At 64.3% G+C, this 21,172-nt stretch carries 23 protein-coding genes; 14 read left to right on the plus strand and 9 right to left on the minus strand.

Going from position 1 to position 21,172, the window contains the following annotated elements; translation table 11 throughout:
- The first annotated feature begins 63 nt into the window (after positions 1 to 63).
- Both ABCW42_RS17655 and ABCW42_RS17660 read left to right on the plus strand, forming a co-directional pair.
- The gene (locus tag ABCW42_RS17655; RefSeq protein ID WP_423182404.1) at positions 64 to 900 is read left to right on the plus strand and encodes an alpha/beta fold hydrolase; all 837 of its coding nucleotides are present in this window, start codon (positions 64 to 66) and stop codon (positions 898 to 900) included.
- Between the two features lie 211 nt (positions 901 to 1,111).
- Positions 1,112 to 1,585 carry a sensor histidine kinase gene (locus ABCW42_RS17660; RefSeq protein WP_423182405.1) on the plus strand — a complete coding sequence of 158 codons (474 nt, stop codon included), beginning with the start codon at positions 1,112 to 1,114 and terminating at the stop codon, positions 1,583 to 1,585.
- Positions 1,586 to 1,607: 22 nt separating this feature from the next.
- Here the strand turns inward: ABCW42_RS17660 and ABCW42_RS17665 are convergent, their stop codons facing one another.
- Complete coding sequence (locus tag ABCW42_RS17665) at positions 1,608 to 2,939, minus strand: formimidoylglutamate deiminase (RefSeq protein ID WP_423182406.1); 1,332 nt, start codon at positions 2,937 to 2,939, stop codon at positions 1,608 to 1,610.
- Between the two features lie 113 nt (positions 2,940 to 3,052).
- Between ABCW42_RS17665 and ABCW42_RS17670 the strand changes: the two genes are divergently transcribed.
- Complete coding sequence (locus tag ABCW42_RS17670) at positions 3,053 to 3,934, plus strand: hypothetical protein (RefSeq protein WP_423182407.1); 882 nt, start codon at positions 3,053 to 3,055, stop codon at positions 3,932 to 3,934.
- 253 nt (positions 3,935 to 4,187) lie between these two features.
- Here the strand turns inward: ABCW42_RS17670 and ABCW42_RS17675 are convergent, their stop codons facing one another.
- Positions 4,188 to 5,216: a serine hydrolase gene (locus ABCW42_RS17675; RefSeq protein ID WP_423182408.1), complete on the minus strand. Its 1,029-nt coding sequence runs from the start codon at positions 5,214 to 5,216 to the stop codon at positions 4,188 to 4,190.
- Positions 5,217 to 5,284: 68 nt separating this feature from the next.
- The gene (locus tag ABCW42_RS17680) at positions 5,285 to 6,025 is read right to left on the minus strand and encodes a glutamine amidotransferase (RefSeq protein WP_423182409.1); all 741 of its coding nucleotides are present in this window, start codon (positions 6,023 to 6,025) and stop codon (positions 5,285 to 5,287) included.
- Positions 6,026 to 6,384: 359 nt separating this feature from the next.
- On the opposite strand from ABCW42_RS17680, the gene ABCW42_RS17685 reads away from it, so the two are divergent.
- From ABCW42_RS17685 to ABCW42_RS17700, 4 genes are all read left to right on the plus strand, one after another.
- Complete coding sequence (locus ABCW42_RS17685; RefSeq protein WP_423182410.1) at positions 6,385 to 7,737, plus strand: ammonium transporter; 1,353 nt, start codon at positions 6,385 to 6,387, stop codon at positions 7,735 to 7,737.
- Positions 7,738 to 7,783: 46 nt separating this feature from the next.
- Entirely contained in the window at positions 7,784 to 8,107 is a 324-nt protein-coding gene (locus ABCW42_RS17690; protein WP_423182411.1) for a DUF6221 family protein, read from the plus strand.
- Between the two features lie 195 nt (positions 8,108 to 8,302).
- Entirely contained in the window at positions 8,303 to 8,500 is a 198-nt protein-coding gene (locus tag ABCW42_RS17695; RefSeq protein WP_423182412.1) for a helix-turn-helix transcriptional regulator, read from the plus strand.
- Positions 8,500 to 9,690, plus strand: coding sequence for a type II toxin-antitoxin system HipA family toxin (locus ABCW42_RS17700; RefSeq protein ID WP_423182413.1), 1,191 nt, complete (start codon positions 8,500 to 8,502; stop codon positions 9,688 to 9,690). The genes ABCW42_RS17695 and ABCW42_RS17700 overlap by 1 nt, the downstream gene beginning before the upstream one ends.
- On the opposite strand, the gene ABCW42_RS17705 is transcribed toward ABCW42_RS17700, so the two are convergent.
- From ABCW42_RS17705 to ABCW42_RS17720, 4 genes are all read right to left on the minus strand, one after another.
- On the minus strand, positions 9,687 to 10,481 hold the full coding sequence (locus tag ABCW42_RS17705; protein WP_423182414.1) for an alpha/beta fold hydrolase: 795 nt from the start codon (positions 10,479 to 10,481) through the stop codon (positions 9,687 to 9,689). The genes ABCW42_RS17700 and ABCW42_RS17705 overlap by 4 nt on opposite strands.
- A 109-nt stretch (positions 10,482 to 10,590) precedes the next feature.
- Positions 10,591 to 11,118: a cysteine hydrolase family protein gene (locus tag ABCW42_RS17710; protein WP_423182415.1), complete on the minus strand. Its 528-nt coding sequence runs from the start codon at positions 11,116 to 11,118 to the stop codon at positions 10,591 to 10,593.
- A 17-nt stretch (positions 11,119 to 11,135) separates the two neighbouring features.
- Positions 11,136 to 12,569 (minus strand): purine-cytosine permease family protein, encoded by a 1,434-nt coding sequence (locus tag ABCW42_RS17715; protein ID WP_423182416.1) that lies wholly within the window; start codon positions 12,567 to 12,569, stop codon positions 11,136 to 11,138.
- A gap of 102 nt (positions 12,570 to 12,671) precedes the next feature.
- Entirely contained in the window at positions 12,672 to 13,610 is a 939-nt protein-coding gene (locus ABCW42_RS17720; RefSeq protein ID WP_423182417.1) for a flavin reductase, read from the minus strand.
- A gap of 141 nt (positions 13,611 to 13,751) precedes the next feature.
- On the opposite strand from ABCW42_RS17720, the gene ABCW42_RS17725 reads away from it, so the two are divergent.
- From ABCW42_RS17725 to ABCW42_RS17755, 7 genes are read left to right on the plus strand one after another with little or no spacing between them, the layout of a single operon-like run.
- Positions 13,752 to 14,429, plus strand: a complete 678-nt coding sequence (locus ABCW42_RS17725) for a GntR family transcriptional regulator (RefSeq protein WP_423182418.1) — start codon at positions 13,752 to 13,754, stop codon at positions 14,427 to 14,429.
- On the plus strand, positions 14,426 to 15,034 hold the full coding sequence (locus ABCW42_RS17730) for an amino acid synthesis family protein (RefSeq protein WP_423182419.1): 609 nt from the start codon (positions 14,426 to 14,428) through the stop codon (positions 15,032 to 15,034). The genes ABCW42_RS17725 and ABCW42_RS17730 overlap by 4 nt, the downstream gene beginning before the upstream one ends.
- Positions 15,031 to 15,585, plus strand: a complete 555-nt coding sequence (locus ABCW42_RS17735; protein ID WP_423182420.1) for an amino acid synthesis family protein — start codon at positions 15,031 to 15,033, stop codon at positions 15,583 to 15,585. Before ABCW42_RS17730 ends, ABCW42_RS17735 begins: the two co-directional genes overlap by 4 nt.
- A gap of 12 nt (positions 15,586 to 15,597) precedes the next feature.
- Positions 15,598 to 16,335 (plus strand): alpha/beta fold hydrolase, encoded by a 738-nt coding sequence (locus tag ABCW42_RS17740; RefSeq protein WP_423182421.1) that lies wholly within the window; start codon positions 15,598 to 15,600, stop codon positions 16,333 to 16,335.
- On the plus strand, positions 16,325 to 17,812 hold the full coding sequence (locus ABCW42_RS17745; protein ID WP_423182422.1) for an aldehyde dehydrogenase: 1,488 nt from the start codon (positions 16,325 to 16,327) through the stop codon (positions 17,810 to 17,812). The genes ABCW42_RS17740 and ABCW42_RS17745 overlap by 11 nt, the downstream gene beginning before the upstream one ends.
- Positions 17,813 to 17,816: 4 nt before the next feature.
- Positions 17,817 to 18,077 carry a tautomerase family protein gene (locus tag ABCW42_RS17750; protein WP_423182423.1) on the plus strand — a complete coding sequence of 87 codons (261 nt, stop codon included), beginning with the start codon at positions 17,817 to 17,819 and terminating at the stop codon, positions 18,075 to 18,077.
- Positions 18,077 to 19,144 carry an LLM class flavin-dependent oxidoreductase gene (locus ABCW42_RS17755; RefSeq protein WP_423182424.1) on the plus strand — a complete coding sequence of 356 codons (1,068 nt, stop codon included), beginning with the start codon at positions 18,077 to 18,079 and terminating at the stop codon, positions 19,142 to 19,144. The genes ABCW42_RS17750 and ABCW42_RS17755 overlap by 1 nt, the downstream gene beginning before the upstream one ends.
- A 69-nt stretch (positions 19,145 to 19,213) precedes the next feature.
- Here the strand turns inward: ABCW42_RS17755 and ABCW42_RS17760 are convergent, their stop codons facing one another.
- Both ABCW42_RS17760 and ABCW42_RS17765 read right to left on the minus strand, forming a co-directional pair.
- Complete coding sequence (locus tag ABCW42_RS17760) at positions 19,214 to 19,783, minus strand: helix-turn-helix domain-containing protein (protein WP_423182425.1); 570 nt, start codon at positions 19,781 to 19,783, stop codon at positions 19,214 to 19,216.
- Between the two features lie 66 nt (positions 19,784 to 19,849).
- Positions 19,850 to 21,169 carry an FMN-binding glutamate synthase family protein gene (locus ABCW42_RS17765; protein WP_423182426.1) on the minus strand — a complete coding sequence of 440 codons (1,320 nt, stop codon included), beginning with the start codon at positions 21,167 to 21,169 and terminating at the stop codon, positions 19,850 to 19,852.
- Positions 21,170 to 21,172: the final 3 nt, after the last annotated feature.

Consider the following 21,172-nt stretch of genomic DNA (forward strand, 5'->3'; position numbering starts at 1 on the left):
TTTCCTCAGGGCTTAGCTAGGCTGGGAACGCTCGAGAAGAACAGCTACGAAAGGACCGTGGTCATGGCTTTCATCACCGTCGGAAATGAGAACAGCACCGAGATCGAGATCTACTACGAAGACCACGGAACGGGCCAGCCAGTGGTCCTCATCCATGGCTATCCCCTGGACGGCTCATCCTGGGAAAAGCAGACCGCCGCGCTGCTCGATGCCGGCTATCGCGTGATCACCTACGACCGCCGCGGCTTCGGAAAATCCAGCAAGCCGACGGCCGGCTACGACTACGACACCTTCGCGGCAGACCTCAACACGCTGCTCGAGACGATCGACGTGAACGACGCCGTCCTGGTCGGATTCTCGATGGGCACCGGCGAAGTAGCCCGCTACATCAGCACCTACGGCTCCGCCCGCGTGGCGAAGGCCGTGTTCCTCGGATCGCTCGAGCCCTTCGTGTTGCAAACCGACGACAACCCGGGAGGCGTCCCGCAGTCCGTGTTCGACGGCCTCGGAGAAGCCGTCAAGGCGGACCGCTACGCGTTCTTCACCGAGTTCTTCAAGAACTTCTACAACACCGATACCTTCCTTGGAACTCCGCGCTTGAGCGAAGAAGCCTTGCGGGCAAGCTGGAGCCTCGCGGCAGGGTCCGGCGCGTTCGCGTCGGTGGCCGCACAGCCCACGTGGCTCACCGATTTCCGTGCCGACATCCCCAAGATCGACGTTCCCGCCTTGATCGTTCACGGCACCGCGGACAACATCCTTCCGATCGACGTCACCGGACGCCGTTTCGCCGAGGCGCTGCCGGGCGCCGAATACAAAGAGCTCGACGGCGCCCCGCACGGCATGCTGTGGACCCACAGCGCGGAGATCAACGAGGCCCTGTTGGGCTTCCTCGGCCAGTAGCGCCACTGGAGCGGACGACGGCGGCCCGCACCCGCCGTCGTCCGCCCAGCCGGTTGGCAGGCCAACCTTGAAAATTCCTTAAAAGAACTTAAGGGGAAACTTACAAAATCTGACGGGATCCTTAAACCTGCGGGCACATCCTTGTTCCAAGCACACGGCGCAGCACTAAGCCAGTGAAGCGTCGAAGCTGCCAGGGGAAGCAGGATAGGCCATGAAGACAACACCAGCGTTGAACGAGGTAATCGCCGTCAACGGCGTAATCACCGACCGGCAGCCCGTTGACTTTTACGCTTTGGGGCTAGCTGGCTGCATCGACCGCCTGGCCGCGCCGCTTCGCCGCGAAGGAACCGAAATCCATTGGGAGACCCCGCATCACGGCATCGACATCCCACCAAGCTCAGCGTCGCTGCTCTACCAATCAGCCAAAGAAGCGCTCAGCAACGCGTTGAAATACGCGCACGCCCATGACATCACCGTCCGGCTCGCCGCCGTGTACCACGGGGTTCGGCTAACGGTCATGGACAACGGCGACGGCTTCGACAGCCACGCCGAACCCGCCGGAGACCACCACGGCTACGGACTCCTCTTGATGTCGATCGCGGTCAGCGAGGTGGGCGGCGAGGTTTCCGTGGTCTCCACCCCGGGCAACGGTACGTCCATCACCGTGACCTTGCCGCTCGACTGAACCCACCGGGTCAACGGCAAACTTAGGAAAACTCCTTGAGCGCGTCCGCCAGGAGCCTGCCCGGCCGCCCGAGCCTTGCGTGTTCACCGTGCGAGGCCACCAGTTCTCCGGCGATTACGACGGCGGTGACGTCGCCGGCCGTCGCGCTGAACACTAACTGGAGCGGCTTGGATCCGGCAGTGCGCACGGACTCCGGATCGACGGCCACCAGGTCACATACCGCACCGGCCTGCAATACGGTGGCGATCGGCGTCGCCATGGCGGCCGTCGCGCCCACGGTTGCGGCCCGGAGCAACTCCTGCGGCCGGAAACGTCCCCGCTGGCCGGAACCGAGCCGCTCTCCGTACTCCAAGGTACGCATTTCAAGCCAAGGATCGATGGATGCGTGTTGGTCCGTGCCAAGCGCAAGGTTCGCTCCGGCGTCGGACAGTTCGCGGGCCGGACCAATGCCGTCGGCGAGGTCGGCCTCGGTGCTGGGGCACAGCACCGCGGTTGCTCCGGCCGCCCCAAGCAAATGGACGTCCTCGGGCGTCACATGGGTCGCATGGACGGCGGCGAGCCGTCCGGACAGCAAGCCGTGGCGGGAAAGCAGGCCCGTGGGAGTGACGCCATAGGCCTCAAGGCAGGCTTCGTTTTCGGCCGGTTGCTCACTCACGTGGACGTGGAGCGGAATATCGGCAGGCAAGTGCATGGCAATGGCGGCCAGCGCTTCCTCCGGCACGGCCCGTACGGAATGCAGGGCTGCGCCAACCCCGGCCATTTCCGGGGGGAACTGCTTCGCAACCACATCCCTCAGGGATGCGAGACGCTCCAGCCAGGCTTGGGCATTCGCGTCGCCGAACCGCAACTGCTCGGGACCGAGCGGCGCTCCGATGCCTCCCGCAAGGTAGAGCGTGTCCAGCAAAGTGAGGCGGATCCCGGCAGTTGCGGCCGCTCGGACCAATGCCAATTCCATCGCGTGCGGCTCGGAGTACGGCATTCCTCCGGGCTGGTGGTGGACATAGTGGAACTCTGCGACGCTACTGAATCCGGCCACCACCATTTCGGCGAAAACCGCCGTTGCGAGCCTTTCGTACTTCGCCGGTGTGAGTTCCGCGGCGGCGCGGTACATGTGTTCCCGCCAAACCCAGAAGTCGCCGAGCCCCTCATGCGTCCGGCCGCGGAGGATCCGGTGGAAAGCGTGCGAATGGGCGTTCGCCGCCGCCGGGAAGACCACACCGGCCAAGATCCGGTCAGTACTTTGAGGCTGAACGCCAGTGGCAACCGCAGTGATCCTTCCGTCGTGTGTTTCCAGACGCACACGGTTCACCGCTTCGGCGCCGACGAGCGCCGTTTCGCACCAGAAATCGCTCATAGCCCGCTCCCGTCCATGAAGACTGCCACCGTCACATGTTCCCACCATCAGCCTCTGGACGGCTCCAAAACGGGGGCGTACCGTGTGTTCCAACACCGCACTGGGGAGGTGAAGTGTTGGCCGGCTATTTGGCGCGCCATGGCATCGTCTTCGTGCGCCCGTTTTTGCTTGCTGCGTTCGGTATTGTCGCGTGGGTCTTGTGGAATGGCGGCCCGTCGAACGCCAGCGACCTCCTCCCGTCAGCTCCGGCCATCCCGACGCCGGTCCCGGTACCCGTTGTTTCGGTGCCCGCGGTTCCCGTGCCGGATCCAGCCAGCCTCCTGAAGCAACTGTCAGGCACCGCCGTGAAGCCTCTTACGGGAACCGTGGCGCCGGTCGTCAATGCAGCCACGCCCCTTATTAACACAGTGCCCCGTGTAAACCCAGTGCCCCTTGTAAACCCGGCACCCGTTATAGACACAGTGCCGCCCACCGTCGACCACACCATCGGCGCGCTGCCGGATTTACTGAAGCTCCCCGGCTTGCCGGTCCTCCCGCTGCCCGCGGTACCCGTTCCGCCACCCATCGCTGGAACTCTGCCTCCGCCGTCGAACCGCCCAGGTGAAGTGCCGCCCGCCCTAGTTCCCTCGGCTGTGCAGTCAGCAACGCATCCGCTTCCCACCACCAATGCCCCTGCCGCACCGTCCCGCCTGGTAACCGCCGTCGGAAGCGTCATCTTTGAACCGCAGCTTGCGTTCGCCACGCCCGCCGCGTCGTTGGCGGTCACCGGCTCGACGGGCCGTGCGACGCACCCGGCACCGAAGCCGTTCACTCCAGTGGCACCGGCAAGCGGGGCGGGCTCGATGTCGGCACCGCAAACCAGCTCCGTCCAGGGCGCCGCCGACCTCCCGGACCAACGGGCACTTGCCCCGCCGCTCGTCGGTGGCCCGGCCATCGATGCAAGGCAAAGTCCACCGGCTGAGCCCGCATTCGACCCCGGCTCCTCCCCCGACTGAACCGGGCCGTCCTGCCTTCGAGGCAGGCACGGCCGCCTGCGCCATACCGCGCAGGAACAGGACTTTCAGTCAGGAGAAGGAAAATGCAGGACCACACCCAAACACAGCAAATTGGAAACTGGCCCGATCCCATGCGGAAGGCAGGAGGTAACCGGTAATTCGAAGGGCAGACGAGTGCCCGCAACAACAAACGACGCCGGCCGCACATCTGGGTGTGCGGCCGGCGTCGTAGTGAGGACGGAGAGCGGACCCGTTAGAACAGGCTGTTCACCACCGCTTGCGTGAGTTGGTGGAACACGTCGGTGCGGGCCGGGATATCGCTCTCGTCCTGGCCTTTCGTGTAGATCACGAACGCGTAGGAGCTGGAGCCATTGGTGAGGATGCTGGCATCGTGGAGTTCGTCGTCGAGCAGTCCGTACTTGTGGTAGACGGTGATCCCGGCGGGGACCGCCGCGGGGATCAGGGATTCGTAGTTGGTGTTTTGCATGTAGGACAGGAGCTGCGTGGTGTCTTCCTGGTTGAGGAGCTTCCCCGTGTATAGCTGCGCCAGGATGCTTGCCATCTCGCTGGGAGAAAGCGCGTTGTCGTTGGGATCGTAAGTGACGCCGATTGATGAGGCGTAGTCCTGCAATTGGGAGAAGCCCTCAGCATTCATGATCAGGGACCACGAGTCGTTGTCGCTGTCCTGGATCATTTCCTTGATCTGGAATCCAGCGTTGTACTGGCCGAGCGAGTCGTCCAGGGAAGCGGCACCGGTCTCCACCAAGTGGTAGTAGTCGGCGGCGGCGAGAACCTTGGCTGTGCTGGCTGCCTCGAACGGCGCCTGGACACCGTATTGGTGGCTCGATCCGTTGGACAGGTCCACCAAAGTGACGCCGATCTGGTACTGGCTGTTGGCATTGATGATGGAGTTTACCTGGGCGTCGAGGGCGGGAGTGATCCCCGAACCCTGGGCCGGGGCTGCCGGTGCCGCCGCGGCCGGGGCGGCCACTGCGGGGGCCGTGGGCGTTGCCGAAGCGTCCGACGACGGCGAGCCGCCCGCCGCTGCTGGATCGCCCGCCGCCGGGGTTGCCGGCGCGGTCGGCTGGGCGACCCCTGAGACAAACTGGGCGGTTGAGCCGTGGGCGTGGGCAGCCGAGAAGACCGTTCCTGAGGCTCCGACAGCCAACACCACCGCACCTGCGATGAGCAAGGCCGCCCGGTATCGGGGAATGCCGGCGTTCAGCCGGTTTCCTTGCTTCCCGGGCCGGGGACCGGGTCTCGGGGGCTCTTGCTCTTCCATAGTGACTAAAGGTAGCTAAGCCAGCTTTGTAAGAGCTATGAAAACTCTGTTTGTCAGCATCGTGTCTTCTAGGAAAACATTCGTGCGTACCGGCGGACGAAGTTCCTCACGATCTTCATCGGCTCGGTGGAAGTGAACTTGCGGGCTTCCACCACGAGTTGTTCTGCGGCGTCCGGCGGGAAATACCCGGCATGCCGGTATGTGCGGATCCGGGTGACCAGGCCTTCCGCGTCCAGTTCCGGATGGAACTGGGTGGCGTACAGGTTCTGCTTGATCCGAAACATCTGCACCGGGCACGCAGCCGAGCCCGCCAGCAATACGGCATGCCCAGGCAGGACAGTGCAGGCTTCCTTGTGGCCGGTGAAAGCAACAAAGCGTTCGGACAGGCCTTCGAGGAGCGGGTCTTGAAGTCCTTCAGCCGTAAGTTTGATGGTCACGCCCCCGAGGCCTTCGCCATAAGTCCGGTCGATCACGGCGCCTTGATGCAGGCCAAGGGTCCCGACCCCGTAGCAGGCCCCCAGGAAGGGAAAGTCGGCAGCAACCACCTTGTCCAACAGCGAGGAGAGTTCCTTCTCAACCCGCTGTTGAACAAGGGTTTTATCGTTGGGAGGATCGCTGGAGGTGAACGGGCTGCCGCCCACAATCACGCCTGAGTAGTCGGAGAGGTCGAGCTCCGGCAAGGGTGCCGCCTCCATGCGGACGCGTACCAACTGCTCGGGAGCCAGCCCGCCAAAGCGAAGATAGGCCCCGTATTCTTCGTCGGCGGCGGCGTCTTCGGCACGGGACGCGAGGAGGAGAAACGGCTTCACACGCTAAGTTTGCGCGCGCTTGGGGTGCCGCGCCAGCGTTCGTTCAAAGGGTTCTGTCAGCGCAGTGAGGCGGTGTTCACACGGACGAAATCCCACTATTTTGCCGGTGGCGGGCCGACTTCACCGGTGGCACCGCTCGAATCCCCGGAAACTCAACGTTCCCGGGGGACAACTGCTCCGGAAACCAGCAACCGCGTGGGGTTGCGTTTACATCCCTGAAACACGCACGTCATGCGTTCTTCACGCCAAGTCCGTTTCTGTAACGTCCCGGCAATTTTTCCTCGCATTTCCCGAAACACGAACCCGCGAATATTGATCGGGGGAAAGAACCGGGACTCCGATGAGAAGGGAACACGCACGTGAATATCACTGCGGACAACGTTTGGGTGATGGTGTCAGCGGCACTCGCACTGCTCATGACGCCGGCACTCGGCCTCTTCTACAGCGGCATGACGCGCGCCAAGGCTTCCCTCAACATGATCATGATGAGCTTCATCTCGGCGGGCATCGTCGGTGCCGTGTGGGTCTTGTGGGGATACTCGATGATCAGCGGCAAGAGCGTCATGGGAATCTTCGGCAACCCGTTCAGCAGCTTCGGCTCGGCCGACCTCGTCGGTTCCACCGACCTCATCAAGCTTGGCTTCAGCGCCACCTTCGCCATTGTCACCGTCGCCTTGATCAGCGGTGCCATCGCCGACCGCGCCAAATTCACGTCCTGGGTGGTTTTCGTTCCCATCTGGATCACCTTGGTCTACTGCCCGCTGGCCTTCATGGTCTGGGGCGGCGGCCTCCTGAGTCCGGGCGGAGCCATCAGCTCGGTCTTCGGCCAGGTCATCGACTTCGCGGGCGGCACCGTGGTGGAAATCAGCTCCGGCGCTGCCGCCTTCGTCCTCGCATTGATCCTGGGCAAGCGCCACGGCTTCGGAAAGGACCCGAGCCACCGGCCGCACAACCTCCCGCTCATCATGCTCGGCGCCGGCCTTCTCTGGTTCGGTTGGTTCGGCTTCAACGCCGGCGCAGCCACCACGGCCGAACAGGCCGGCCTGATCTGGGTCAATACCCTTGTTGCCCCGGCTGGCGCGATGCTGAGCTGGCTGGTCGCTGAGAAGATCCGCCACGGCCACCCCACCTCCCTCGGTGCCGCGTCCGGCGTCGTTGCGGGCCTTGTAGCCATCACCCCGGCTTGCGCCAACATCGCCCCTGGCGCCGCCCTCGCGCTGGGACTCGTGGCCGGTGCGGCTTGCGCCGTGTTCGTTGACCTCAAGCACAAGTTCGGCTTCGATGACTCCCTCGACGTCGTCGGTGTCCACCTCGGCGGCGGCCTGATCGGCACCCTCGCCCTCGGCTTCATCGCAATGCCCGTCAACGGCAAGGGCGGGGGACTCTTCTACGGTGGCGGCCTCCAGCAGCTCATTGCGCAGATCGTTGCCGTCCTCGTGACGCTCGCGGTGTCCGGAGTGCTTACGGCCATCATTGGCCTGGTCATCCACAAGACCCTCGGTTTCCGCGTCAGCCACGAGTCCGAACTTGCGGGCGTGGACCTGTCCGAGCATGCTGAGACCGCCTACGAATTCGGCGGAATGACCCGCAGCCACTTCCTCCCGCACGTCCACCTCCCGGTCGCCACGGGTTCGGTCCACAGTGCCGCCGGGTCCTCCCACGCCGCCACCGCCGTCGAAACCCGGTCCGAAAAGCACGACGGCGCCGCCTGAGCGGGCGGGCATTTCCGCCACCGCGCGGGTCGCGTACGCTCAATGAGTGGACATCGTCGATTTCCTGTCCGAGCGCCTGGACGAGGACGAAGCTGCGTCATTGAGGCTCCTCGGGGACCGCACGGTATCCGAAGCGGGCAAATGGTACGAGCGGCGGCTGCTCCTGGAATGCGAATCAAAACGGCGTCTGCTCAAAATCGTTGAATCCGCACGGCAGGCTGCCTTGACGGCGATGCTGGGCAACACCCCGGGGCAAGACGGGCGATGGATTCCGGAACTGATCGCCTGGACCACGAAATCCTTGAACGCCCTGGCGCTCCCCTATTCGGACCATCCGGACTTTGAGGAAGAGTGGCTCGCGGACGCCTAGTTCGGAAACCTCCGACGTTTCGGGAACCACCTATCCATTACCGGCAGTATCCTGCCGAAACCTAATCCCAGACGCTTCCCCGGGAACCGGGAGGCCCAATTTCGGCAGCATCTTGCCGATTTTGTCAAAATACCCCAGACTGAGACATGTAAATAAACAAAATCGGCAACATACTGCCGGATCTGGGGAAGTGCAATGAATGACCTCGAGAGCATCGCAGGCGCCATACGGAAGGCACGCAAAGAGGTTGGAATCACCCAAGCGGACCTTGCCGACCTCGCCGGAACCTCTGAGCGGACGGTTCGGGCCATTGAGACGGCCACGGGTAATCCGTCGCTCGCTGCGGTAGTGGCGACCGCAAACGCCGTCGGCCTTCGCGTGGCTGCCAGCTAATGGACGATCTCCAGGACCTGAAGTTTGTCCGTACCGCCGATGTCTACAAGGGCGGCATGCTGGCCGGCCACCTTGCCAGGGACCACGGCGGGATCGTGTTTTCCTACACGGAGGAGCACCTGGCGAACGATCGGCCGGCGGAGGCGAGTTCACTGCCTTTGGTGGAGTCCGCCGTCGAAACTCCGGCCGGTGCGCTTCCACCATTCTTCGCTGGCCTGCTCCCGGAAGGCCACCGCCTCAGCGTGCTGAGGGATGCGACCAAGACCAGCCTCGATGACGAGCTGACCCTCCTGCTTGCGGTCGGGGCCGACGCCCCCGGCGATGTACAAGTCGTTCCGTACGGGGAAGTCCCGAATGAACCGCCCACAGCAGCCGACACCTCACACCCTTCGGAGTTGGACTTCGCCGCCCTTGCCGACGCGGTGGACCGTCACGCCATCCCGGGTGTCCAGGACAAGGCGAGCGCCTCCATGCTGACCACGCCGCCGTCCCTCAGCGGGCAACGGTACCTGCTCAAACTTGATCCGCCGATGCATTCGCATCTGGTGGTAAACGAGTCCGCGCATCTGGCAGCAGCGAGGTCGCTCAAGATCCCGGTAGCAAAGCACCGGGTCATCTCGGACATGCATGGCCGGCCCGGCCTCCTTGTGGAACGGTTCGACCGCGTGCGGGACGCAGGCCGTACGTGGGTCAGGCTCCCGATGGAGGACGGAACACAGGTCCTTGGGCTACCCCCGGCGTCCAAGTATTCGGTGGCCTCTGAAGAAGTTGCCACGGCGTTGGCCGGGATATGCAAGGCCTCCCTCGTTGCAAGCCGCAACCTGTACCTCCAGTTCGTCTTCGCGTGGCTGACCGGCAATGGCGACCTCCATGCGAAAAACCTCTCGATCCTCGGCAGCACGGACGGCGTCTTTGCCATGTCCCCGGTCTACGACATTCCGTGCACCTTGCTGTATGGCGACGACTCGCTCGCGTTGCCGGTCTCGGGAAAAACGAAAAACCTCAAGGCACGGCATTGGGCTGAATTCGCCGGTTCCATCGGGTTGCCTCCACGTGCTGCGAACGCGGCGAACGCATTGGCATTGGCGGCGTCCGCGCGGGTCAAGCTGGAGGACCTGCCCTTTTCCGGTTCCCCTTTGCGGGGGGCGATGCGCGAATTGCGCTTCCGGCGGGCTGAGCTGGAAGCTTAGTGGACGCTCGCCAGGAACAAGGCGGCGTCCTCGGCAACCAGCTCCGGGACCTCCCACAACACCAGGTGCCCTACGCCCGGATAAATCTTCAGCCTCGAGTCTGCAATCCGGTCGGCGAGCTTTTCCTGGCTTGATCGAGGCAGGATCGGGTCGAGGGCGCCCCACAGGATAAGCGTCGGCGCCTGAATCAGCCCGGTTTCCGTAGGCGGCACGGCAGCACAGAGGCCCTCGAAAACCCCCGACCAAGCCCTGGCCGGTATCCGGACGCCGTCGCGGACCCTGTCCTCGATGAACCACGTGGGGACCCGGCGCTCCAACGGGAACCAAGCCAAGGATGAGCGCACCCACGACTCACTCACAGGGTCCGTCAGGCGGGCCAGTTCGTCGGCAAAGTCGGGCCGTTCGGTAAGGCTCAGCGGTGTTCCCAGCAGCACCAGGGCGGCCACACGTTCCGGAAACGAGACCGCAAGTTGCTGCGCGACGTAGCCGCCGCTTGATGAGCCAAGGACGAATGCCCGGGCAACGTGCAACGCATCCAGGAGGGCAACCACGTCGGCGGCCTGCTCGGAAAGGGAGTAGCCGCCGTCGGGCTTGTCCGCCTCCCCATGCCCGCGCAGGTCCGGCACAATCAGCCTGAAGCCGGGAAGGGCGGGCACCAGCCTGTCGAAAGTCCGGCGCGACTCACCCCAGGGGTGCAAGAGGAGCAAAGGGACATCCCGGTGCGGGCCGGTCAGCAGCACGGGCAGCGTGACTCCCGTGCGAAGGGCTACGCGCCGGACCTCAGTCTCCACAGCGTCAGCGTACGCCTTGGCCTGCCGCTCGGACACACCTCAGGCCGGACAAACGCAAGGGGCGGTTCTCCAGGAGAACCGCCCCTTGCGGAACGTGCTGAACCCGTTGCTACAGAAGCTCCGCCAGCGTGGCTACATCGCACATCGGGGAAAGCATCTGCATCAGGGCCAATGCCTGATCGTGCACCTCGTCGTTGGTTCCGGCGCAGGCATCCGACACGACAGTGACGTATCGGCCTGCGTCGACGGCGCCCAACGCTGTGGAGAGGACACAGCAGTCGGTGGAAACGCCCGTGAGGATCATGCGTTCGCCCTCCGGAATGAGCGATGCGAGTTCCGGCCCCCATTTGGTGAACGTAGGTGCGTCCAGGACCTCAGCGCCTTCCGGCACGTCCACAACCAAGTCCCATGCCGCTGCTTCGGAAGGGAGCCGCATCCCGTTCCATCGGTCATAGTAGGACCGCCAGGATCCGGCCTCGGCTTCGTCCCGGACGAACCTCGTGTAGACGGGTGCGGAGGGGAACACTTCCTTCAGCTTGTCGATGGCGGCCGCGGCTTCGTCGAAGCGCGGAACATGCCACTCGGTCTCGTCCCGGAAGGCCCGCTGCATGTCGATCACCACGAGTCGGCCGTTCATCGTCGGGTCTCCTTGCCTCAAAGCGTCCGCCCGGCAGCGGTGCGGTCGAGCATCGCGTGTCCGGACAAGCGCCCGAGCCGGTGGGTGGCGAAATACACTCCGGCGGCGACCACTGCGCCGACGTAGTAGGAGAGGTCACCGATCTGCGGCAAGGCCTTGGCGATGGGGCCGGTGTAGATGGACGACATCCAGAACGGAGAGGAGAGCACGACGCCGGCAGCCCAGGCCACGAATCCCCACTCGAACTTGCGGCTCTTGTCGAAGAGTTCGCGCAGGCCGCGCTCGGTGCGGCGTCCGCCGAACAAGTAGTCGCACACGAGGACTGCGACGTAGGGGGCGATGCAGTAGGCGGTCAGGTTGAGGAACGCGGTGAAGCCTTCATTGAAGCCGCCCTGGCCCCAAAGAGCCACAAGGTAGGAAGCGGCGCAGATGAAGATGACGCCGGTGTGGCGCTTGACGGGAACGCCCATGGTTTGGATGGAGATGGCGCCGCCGTAGACGTTCAGGAAGTTCTGGGTGAAGGAAGACAAAGCGACCACGCCAAGGCCGATGGGGGCCCAGGGACCCATGAGTTCCTTGAGCGCGCCGATGCTGTCCGTCGCGGTCGCGGTGGAACCCAGGAGGGTACCGAGGATGCCCATCCAGATCATGGTGACGGCGTTGCCGAGCATCGTTGCCCAGCCGGCGCCGCGCCGGTTGCCTGGCGTGTTGGGGAGGTAGCGGGAGTAATCGGACGCGAACGGCATCCACGCCACGATGAAGGAGAAGAACCAGCCGAAGAAAATGATCCAGCCCCCGACGCCGTCAAAGCCTTTCGCGGCAGTGTTGACTTCGTTGACCACGTGTCCGTTCGCTGCCGCGACAACCGTGATGAACACGAAGCCGACGACGAGCACGAAGGAAAGGATCCGCTGGAGGAAGTGGATCAGGTTGTACCCGATGACGGCGACGCCAAGCTGGATGCCCATCAGGACGAGCGAGGAAAGCCAGAACGGAATGTCCGTGAGGAGGGCGATCGCCTTGCCGCCGAGGATGACCGTGACGGCGGCCCAACCGATCCCAGCGAACACGTTGACGTAGGCCACGGGGAACAAGTTGCCAATGAATCCGAGGGGACCGCGGCCTTGCATTTGCTGGGGTACGCCCAAGCGGACGCCCATCGCGGAAAGGTATCCCATTCCGGCCGAGGAGGTCACGCCTGCGAGGATGATCGCCAACGCGGCGGCCCAGAACGGCAAGCCGAAGTAGGCTGCGCTGAAGCCGAGGACGACGATGGGGAAGTTCATGCCGGCGGCGAACCAGAGGAAGAACTGCGAACGCGGCTTTCCGTGGCGTTCGACGTCGGGGATGTGCTCAATGCCGTACGGCTCGATCTTGGTGAGGCTGTCGCGGTAGCCGCGGTCTTCGGCAATGCTGTCTTCGGAGACGGTGCTCATGATGTCTGGGCTCATTATTTGTCCTATGGTGGAATGCGCACCTAGGTGCGCTGCTTGAGAGCAGATTGTGGCGGTGCGGCTGGTTTCCTGTGCGAGGCTGATCAGCCGCATCGACACTTAAAGTTCGGCGAGGTTCCCGCCGTCGAAGAAGTGCCCGGCCTTGTAGACAATCGGCGCGGACTCGTCGATTTCGGCATGCCGGACTCGACAGATAAATACCGTGTGCGTTTTGGCTTGGAACCGCTCCTGGATCTCGGCTTCCAGGGAGGCTGGAGACCCGTCGAGGAGCGGGCTTCCCTTCGGACCCTCATGCCAATCGATTTCCGCGAACTTGTCCGGGGACTTCGATGCGAAAACCCGGACCGTCTCGCGCTGTTCCGTTCCCAGGATGTTGATTCCCAGGTGGCTCGAGGAAAAGAGCGCAGGGTAGGTGCTGGACGTCTTCTGGACGCAGACCAACACCAGCGGCGGCTCAAGGGAAACGGAGCAGTAGGCGTTGGCGGCAAGGCCCTTGGGCTTGTCACCGTCCTTGGTGGTAATGACAGTGACTCCGGTGATGAATTGGCGGTTGAAAGCCTTCATCAAGTCCAACTCAAGCTCAGCTGCGTCGGCGCTTTCCGGAACCTCGGGGGTCGCGATCCCCCGCAGCGGACGGATCCCGAGGCCGGCCAGCAGTTCGCTTCCGTCCCACGTCACGGTTTCCTTCAGGATCTTTCCGTCCTGGAGGACCAGGATGTTCGAACCACGGGTCTGCACGGTGAGCCCCGTTGCCGGAACACCGAGGTACTCATGCGTGTGGGTGCCGGTGGAGGTCCAGAAGACGGCGACCGTTCCTTCACCCTCAACGACGTCGTCGACTGTTGTGCGCAGGTCCGGGAACGCTTCACGCACTGCTTCGATTTCCGACTTGAGGCCGGCGAGGTCGACAGTTGCGCCTGTCGCCTTGCTGGTACGCGTGTAGCCGTCCGCCATCAAACGGTCCAAGGCGCTGAGGTCGCCTTTGTCCCAAGCGTCGAGCCAAGCAGATGTGATGAGTGGTTCAAGAGTCTGTTGCATACAAACGACGGTAATCCAGCTCACACGTAAAGGTCAATACTCCCTAGCAAATTCGATGAGTAAGCCGAGATTTAGCGCAATTCGCTCATCGGACAGTCAGGCCCTTGACGACCCTCATGCATGCAACCTAAGCTGGCTTGCATGCAAGACGATCTGATGGTCATCCCTGAAACGGTTGGACAAGAAGGCCTGCTGGAAAGGATCCGGCGGCTCGTCCTCGGCGGCGACTTCCCCCCGGGAGCGCTCCTGCCGGAGGCGTACCTGGCCCAGGAATTCGATGTCAGCCGCACGCCCGTACGGGAAGCGCTCAAGCAGCTCCAACACGAAGGACTGGTGGAGATCCGCCCGAAGGTGGGAACCTTCGTCCGGGAACCCACGCGGCGGGAGATCATCGAACTCTTCCAGCTCAAGGAGTCCCTCGAAGGCCTCGCCGCCTCGCTCCTTGCCCGCCGTGGGGAAGTACCGGAGTTGTCGGTACTTCGCCGCAACCTGGAGGACTCCGACGAGGCAGTGCTTGCGGGAGACACCGAGGCATACGCGCGGCTGGTGCACGAGTTCCACTGGACGATCGTCCGCGGATCAGACAACTACAAGCTCTTCGAACACTACGAGCGGCTCATGAACCAACTGGCCTACCAGCGGCTGGTCTTGCGCACAGTTGAGCACCCGGGACGAATTGCCGCTTCCACCGGGGAGCACCACGCAGTCCTGGAAATGATCGAACACAAAGACCCGTTCGGTGCGGAGTCCGCCATGAGGAACCACGTTTACGCGTCCTCCCGCGAGGCCCTGGTCACCGAGCCCGAAAGGAAGCCATGAGCCCTGACAACTTGGGGATCCGCAAAATCGTTTTCTATAGCGAGGAAATCCTGAGCGAAAACGGCCAGGCACCGGCGGTGACGGCCGTACGCGCCACCGCTGCCGCCGTCGTCGCCAATCCTTGGGTGGGAGGAACACCGAGCGATGACCTCTCCCCGGAAGTCATGAAACTCGCCCCCGTCCTCGCCCGCAAACTGACCAACGTCCTTGCCGCCGAGCTTGGCGGCGTCGACGCCATCCAGGCCTTCGGAAAGGCCGCGATCGTGGGAACCGCGGGGGAAATCGAGCACGGTGCGGCGCTCATCCACACCCCGTTCTTCGGAAACCTCGTCCGCGAATTCTTCGAAGGCGAATCGATCATCTGCTTCGCTGACGATCGGGGCGACGCCGGCAGCAACCTCGTGGTTCCGCTCTGGCACAAGAACGCCGCGGCAACCCGGACCCATTACCAAACCATTTCCACGCGGGTCGGTGACGCTCCCCTGCCGGGCGAGATCGTCGTCGTCCTCGGTGCGTCCACCGGACCCCGCCCGCATTCACGCATCGGCGACCGCCTCACGGACCCCGCCGTCAAAGCAGACACCATAGGAGAACTGATTTCATGAGCATCCGCAAGATCGTCACCTTCACCGAAGACGTCCTCATCGAAGGAGGCCGGGAAGTCAGCCCCGCCGCGAGGGTGGCCGTCGTCGCCGCGATCGTCAAGAACCCGTGGGCCGGCCAAGGCTTCGTGGAAGACCTCAGCGAGGGCATCGACGCCAACGCATCGGACCTTGGCGCACTGCTGGCGCCGCGCGTACTGAAGGCGCTCGGTTCGCCCGCGGAAGCCTACGGCAAAGCGGCCATCGTGGGCTTGAACGGAGAAATCGAGCACGGCTCGGGGCTCATCCACACGCTCGCATTCGGCAACCACTTCCGCGACGCGGCCAACGCGACCACCCTGTTGCCCGCTGTCGAAAAGCGCGGTCCGGCCGGTGTTGTGTTCGACATTCCGCTCAAGCACATCACCGACGCCACCATCCGTTCGCACCACCAGAGCATCGAGGTCCGGATCAACGATGCACCCCACCCGGATGAAATCGTGATCGCCCTCGCCGCGGCGGCCCAGGGACGCCCGCAGCAGCGGCTCGCCGATTTCTCCACCGAGTCCAAGTAGGCGGGTGAACCGGTGAGTCGTGTCCGCATCGCCCTGATTCACGGCGTCGGCCTCGACGGGTCGATGTGGGGTCCCTTGCGTGAATTGCTCGAGCCGGAGTTCGAGGTCCAGGTCCTCGAACTCCTGGGGCACGGGAACCGTCCGTCCGCCCCGGACGGAGTGACGCTGGCGGACCTCGCCGGGGACGTTGCGGACCGGCTCCAGCCGGGAACACACCTGGTGGGATTCTCGCTCGGCGCCCTCGTCTCGCAATACCTGGCGAGGTTCCGGCCCGAGCTGGTGGAAACGCTCGTCTCGGTCGGCTCGGTCTGCGCGCGGACCCCGGACGAGCAAGCCTCCGTCCTGGCCCGGCTCGCTTCCGCCGAAGCGGACTTCGGCCAGACCGTGGAAGCCTCCATCCGCCGCTGGTACCCCGACGGTTCCGCCGTTCCGGCCGAACTCGTCGAGCAGACCCGCGAAGTCCTGGAACACAACGATCCCCGGTCCTTCCTGGCGTGCTACCGGGTGTTCGCTACCGCGGACGCGGAAATCGCCCCCGAACTGGGCAAGATCGGCGTCCCGTCGCTCGCCGTCACCGGCGAATTCGATCCGGGTTCGACGCCGGAAATGAGCGCCCGCCTGGCCGCCGCCATTCCGGACTGCGGCTATTCCGTCGTCGCCGGCGCACGGCACATGATGCCCGTGGAACGCCCGCACGAACTCGCCACCCTCCTCACCGCTTTCATCAAGGAGCACTCGAATGCCGACTAACCGCCGTTACGAACACTTCATCAACGGAGAGTTCGTTCCGCCATCCAGCGGAGAATATTTCGAAAGCACCAATCCGGCGACCCTCGACGTCCTGTACCAGGCCGCGCGCGGTAACGACGCCGACGTCGACAGGGCCGTTTCCGCCGCCGCCGCGGCTTTCGAGAATCCGGCTTGGCGGAACCTGAGCCAAACCAAGCGCGGGCACCTGCTCCGCCGCTTGGGCGACCTCATCGGCGAGCACGCGGAAGAGCTCGCCCGGATGGAAACCGAGGACAACGGCAAGCTCCTGCGGGAAATGCGCGGCCAGTTGGCCACGATGCCGGAGTACTACTATTACTACGCCGGCCTTGCGGACAAGATCCAAGGCGACACCATCCCGGCGTCGAACCCCGCGATCCTCAACTACACCCTCCGGGAACCCCTCGGAGTCGTAGGTGCCATCACGCCGTGGAACTCGCCCCTGACCCTGACCACCAGCAAGCTGGCACCGGCCCTCGCAACCGGCAACACCATCGTCATCAAGCCATCGGAATACACCTCCGCCACGGTGCTTCGCCTGGCCGCCTTGGCGGACGAGGCAGGCTTCCCGGCCGGCGTCATCAACGTCGTCACCGGCTTTGGCGCTGAAGCCGGCGCCGCTTTGGTGGCCGACACGCGTTTGGCAAAGGTCTCCTTCACGGGAAGCACGGCCACCGGGGCGCGGATCGCTTCCTCCACGGCTTCGCGATTCATCGGATCCACGTTGGAGCTTGGCGGCAAATCGCCGAACATCGTTTTCGAGGACGCCGACGTCGCCAACGCCTCCATGGGCGTCGTAGCCGGCATCTTCGCCGCGGCCGGGCAGACGTGCATCGCCGGCAGCCGGGTCTTCGCGCACAAGTCGGTCTACGACGAACTGCTCGAACGCGTGGCGAACCGGGCCCGGAGCATCGTCATCGGTGACCCGCTGCTCAACGAGACCGAGCTTGGCCCATTGGCCTTCCAGGACCAGCGCGACAAGGTGGCCAGCTACGTGGACCTCGGCGTCTCGGAAGGCGCCACGGTCCTCACAGGGGGCGGACGGCCCAACATCCCGCTCGGCGGCTACTTCTTCGAACCCACCGTGCTGACCGACGTCGACAACTCCATGCGCGTGGTGCGCGAGGAAATCTTCGGACCGGTCGCGGCGATCATGCCGTTCGAAACGGAAGACGAGGTCCTCCGACTGGCCAACGACACCACGTACGGCCTGGCCGCCGGCATCTGGACGAACAACCTCTCGCGGGCCCACCGCATGGCCTCGCACCTGGAAGCCGGCACCGTGTGGGTCAACACCTACCGGGCGATGTCGCCGTCGTCACCCCGCGAAGGTTTCAAGACCAGCGGCGTGGGCGTGGAGCACGGAATCGAAAGCATCCGCGAGTACACCCGCCTCAAGAGCGTCTGGATCAACACCGACGAATCCCCGCTCGCCGATCCCTTTGTGATGAGGAGCTGACACCATGCCGCTGATCGAAGTCTCCATCGCCAGGGGCCGGAGTCCCGAACAGCTCCGCTCGCTCATCTCCGCCCTTCACCGCGCAGCCGAAGAAACCGTCGGCGCGGTGCCGGAAAACACCACCGTCATCATCCGCGAAATCGAACACGAACACTGGTCCCGCGGCGACCAGACCATTGCCGAACGCAACGCGGCGGCCGCCACGAATGCAACGCCCACCGGCCAAGCAACGGCCGACGACGCCGCAGATCAAAGGAGTCAGTAATGCGCTTTTCCCTCTTCGTCCACATGGAGCGCTGGGACGAGTCCGTCTCGCACCGCGAGTGCTTCGAGAACCTCACGGAACTTGCGCTCATCGCGGAGGCCGGAGGCTTCAGCACCGTGTGGATCGGTGAACACCACTCGATGGAATACACCATTTCCCCCAGCCCCATGCCCCAGCTCGCCTACTTGGCGGCGCGGACTTCCCGCATCCGCCTCGGTGCCGGAACCATCATCGCGCCTTTCTGGAACCCGCTCCGGGTAGCCGGCGAAACCGCCCTTTTGGACGTCATCAGCAACGGCCGGATGGAGGTCGGGCTGGCCCGCGGTGCGTACCAGTTCGAATTCGACCGCCTCATGGGCGGCATGTCAGCCGTCGACGGCGGCAAGCACCTTCGCGAAATGGTGCCCGCCGTGCGCGCGCTGTGGGAAGGCGACTACGCGCACGACGGCGAAGTGTGGCAGTTCCCGACCTCCACGAGCGTCCCCAAGCCCATCCAGAAGCCGACGCCGCCCATGTGGATCGCCGCCCGCGATATCTCGTCCCACGAGTTCGCGGTGGCCAACGGATGCAACGTGATGGTCACGCCCCTCATGAAGGGCGACGAGGAAGTGGAAGACCTCGCCCGCAAGTTCGATACAGCCGTGGAGAACAATCCGACCGTCCCGCGCCCGGACCTCATGGTGCTCCGCCACACCCACGTACACTCCGCCGACGATCCCGAGGGATGGCGCCGTCCCGCCGAGGGCATCCAGAAGTTCTACCGGACGTTCGACGCCTGGTTCGGCAACAAGGCCACTCCCAAGAACGGCTTCCTCGAGCCCAGCCCTGCCGGGAAGTTCGCGGAGCGTCCGGAGTTCACGCCCGAGTCCCTCCACCGGACCGCGATGATCGGAACGCCCGAGGAAGTGATCGAACGCCTGCGCCACTACGAGGCACTCGGCGTCACCGAGTTCAGCCTGTGGTCGGACAACAGCCTCACGCATGAGGAAAAGAAGCGTTCGCTCGAGCTCTTCATTGAGCACGTCGTCCCGGCTTTCCAACAACAGCCCGCAACCACCGCCCACTAAGCCCGGCCCACTAAAGCCGCCGCGCACCGCCGTCGGGCGCCTTGACCACGGACCCCCGGTCCGCTCGAGCTACTTCGCCGAGACCGCCAGGAAGCGGATCGGCAATTGAAGGAGTTCCAGCGGACCGTGGGGTCCTTCGCCGTCGAGGAGGAGCGAGTCGCCGGCCTCCATGGTGTATTCGTAGGCGCCGTGGCCGTAGACCATCTTTCCCGAGAGCATGTAGATGAACTCCGTTCCCGGGTGCTGGAACAAAGGGAAGACGTCGGAAGCGTCGGTCAGCGTGACCAGCGTCGGTTCGATCGCGTCAGGGCGTCCCTTGAGGGTCCCGAGGACGCGGTATTCGTGGCCGTGCTGGGTTCCGCTCCGGACGGTCATGCTGCCTTCGCCGCTTTTGGTGAACGTCGCGTCGCGGTCGGTATCCGCGCCGCGGAACAGGGCCGTCACGGGGACTTTCAAGCCGTCGGCCAGCCGCTGGAGGCTCGTCAAGGAACAGGACGTGCTGGCCGTCTCGATCTTCGAGATCATCGCTTTTGACATACCCGTTATGGCCGCGAGTTCCGCCGACGACAAGTTGTTCGCCGTCCGGTAATGCCGTACCTGGGCGGCGATGATCTGTTCCAGCTTCCCGGGGTTGGTCATGGACCCCATCTTATGGGTGCCGGAAAGGCCGCCAGTACAAAGCGGGCGGCCCTTCCTGTTCGAATGTCACATCGCCCCTGGAATCCAAGTGGTCCCTGCAAGCGGCACCCTGGCCATGGCTGCGGATTCAATCGTCAATGCCACCAGGTCCTCGGGCTCGAGGTTGTGCAGGTGCGATTTTCCGCATGCCCGGGCGATGGTCTGGGCTTCCATTGTCAGTACCCGCAGGTAGTTCGCCAGGCGCCGGCCACCCTCAATGGGGTCCAGCCTTGCGGCAAGTTCCGGGTCCTGCGTAGTGATTCCGGCGGGGTCCCGCCCGTCCTGGAAGTCGTCGTAGAAGCCAGCGGCCGATCCGAGCGCGGCATATTCGGCGGAGTATCGGGGATCATTGTCGCCCAGCGCGATCAACGCGGCCGTTCCGATGGCGACGGCGTCGGCTCCGAGTGCCATGGCCTTGGCCACATCGGCTCCGGTACGGATTCCGCCGGACACGATGAGCTGCACTTTCCTGTGCATGCCGAGTTCCTGGAGCGCCTGCACGGCTTGCGGAATGGCGGCCAACGTGGGGATGCCGACGTTCTCGATGAACACTTGTTGGGTCGCTGCGGTACCGCCCTGCATGCCGTCCAACACCACGACGTCGGCCCCGGACTTCACGGCGAGCGCTGTGTCGTAGTACGGCCGGGACGCGCCGACCTTCACGTAGATGGGCTTCTTCCAGTCGGTGAGTTCACGCAGTTCGCCGATCTTGATTTCGAGGTCGTCCGGTCCGGTCCAGTCCGGGTGCCGGCTCGCCGAGCGCTGGTCGATGCCGACGGGAAGGGTCCGCATTCCGGCAACGCGTTCGGTGATCTTCTGGCCCAGGAGCATCCCGCCGCCACCCGGTTTCGCGCCCTGCCCGAGCACGATTTCGATAGCGTCGGCCTTGCTGAGGTCGTCCGGGTTCATGCCGTAGCGCGAAGGCAGGTATTGGTACACAAGGTGCTCGGACTGGCCGCGCTCCTCAGGCGTCATGCCGCCGTCGCCCGTTGTGGTGGACGTCCCGACTTCGCTGGCACCGCGCCCCAGCGCTTCCTTCGCGTTGGCGGACAATGCGCCGAAACTCATGCCCGCGATCGTCACCGGAGTCTTGAGGTGCAGCGGCTCCGCTGCGTAACGGTCGCCGAGGACGACGTCGGTACCGCACTTTTCGCGGTAGCCCTCCAGCGGATAGCGCGACATGGAGGCGCCGAGGAAAAGGAGGTCGTCGAAGTGCGGGACCTGGCGTTTGGCCCCCCAGCCGCGGATGTCATAGACGCCGGTTGCGGCGGCGCGCTGGATGTCGGCAATGGTGGCGCGGTCGAACGTGGCCGATTCGCGCAGGCCAAGCTCAGGGATGGTGGTCATGGT

Source organism: Arthrobacter sp. NyZ413 (genome assembly GCF_049390645.1).
GTDB lineage: Bacteria > Actinomycetota > Actinomycetes > Actinomycetales > Micrococcaceae > Arthrobacter.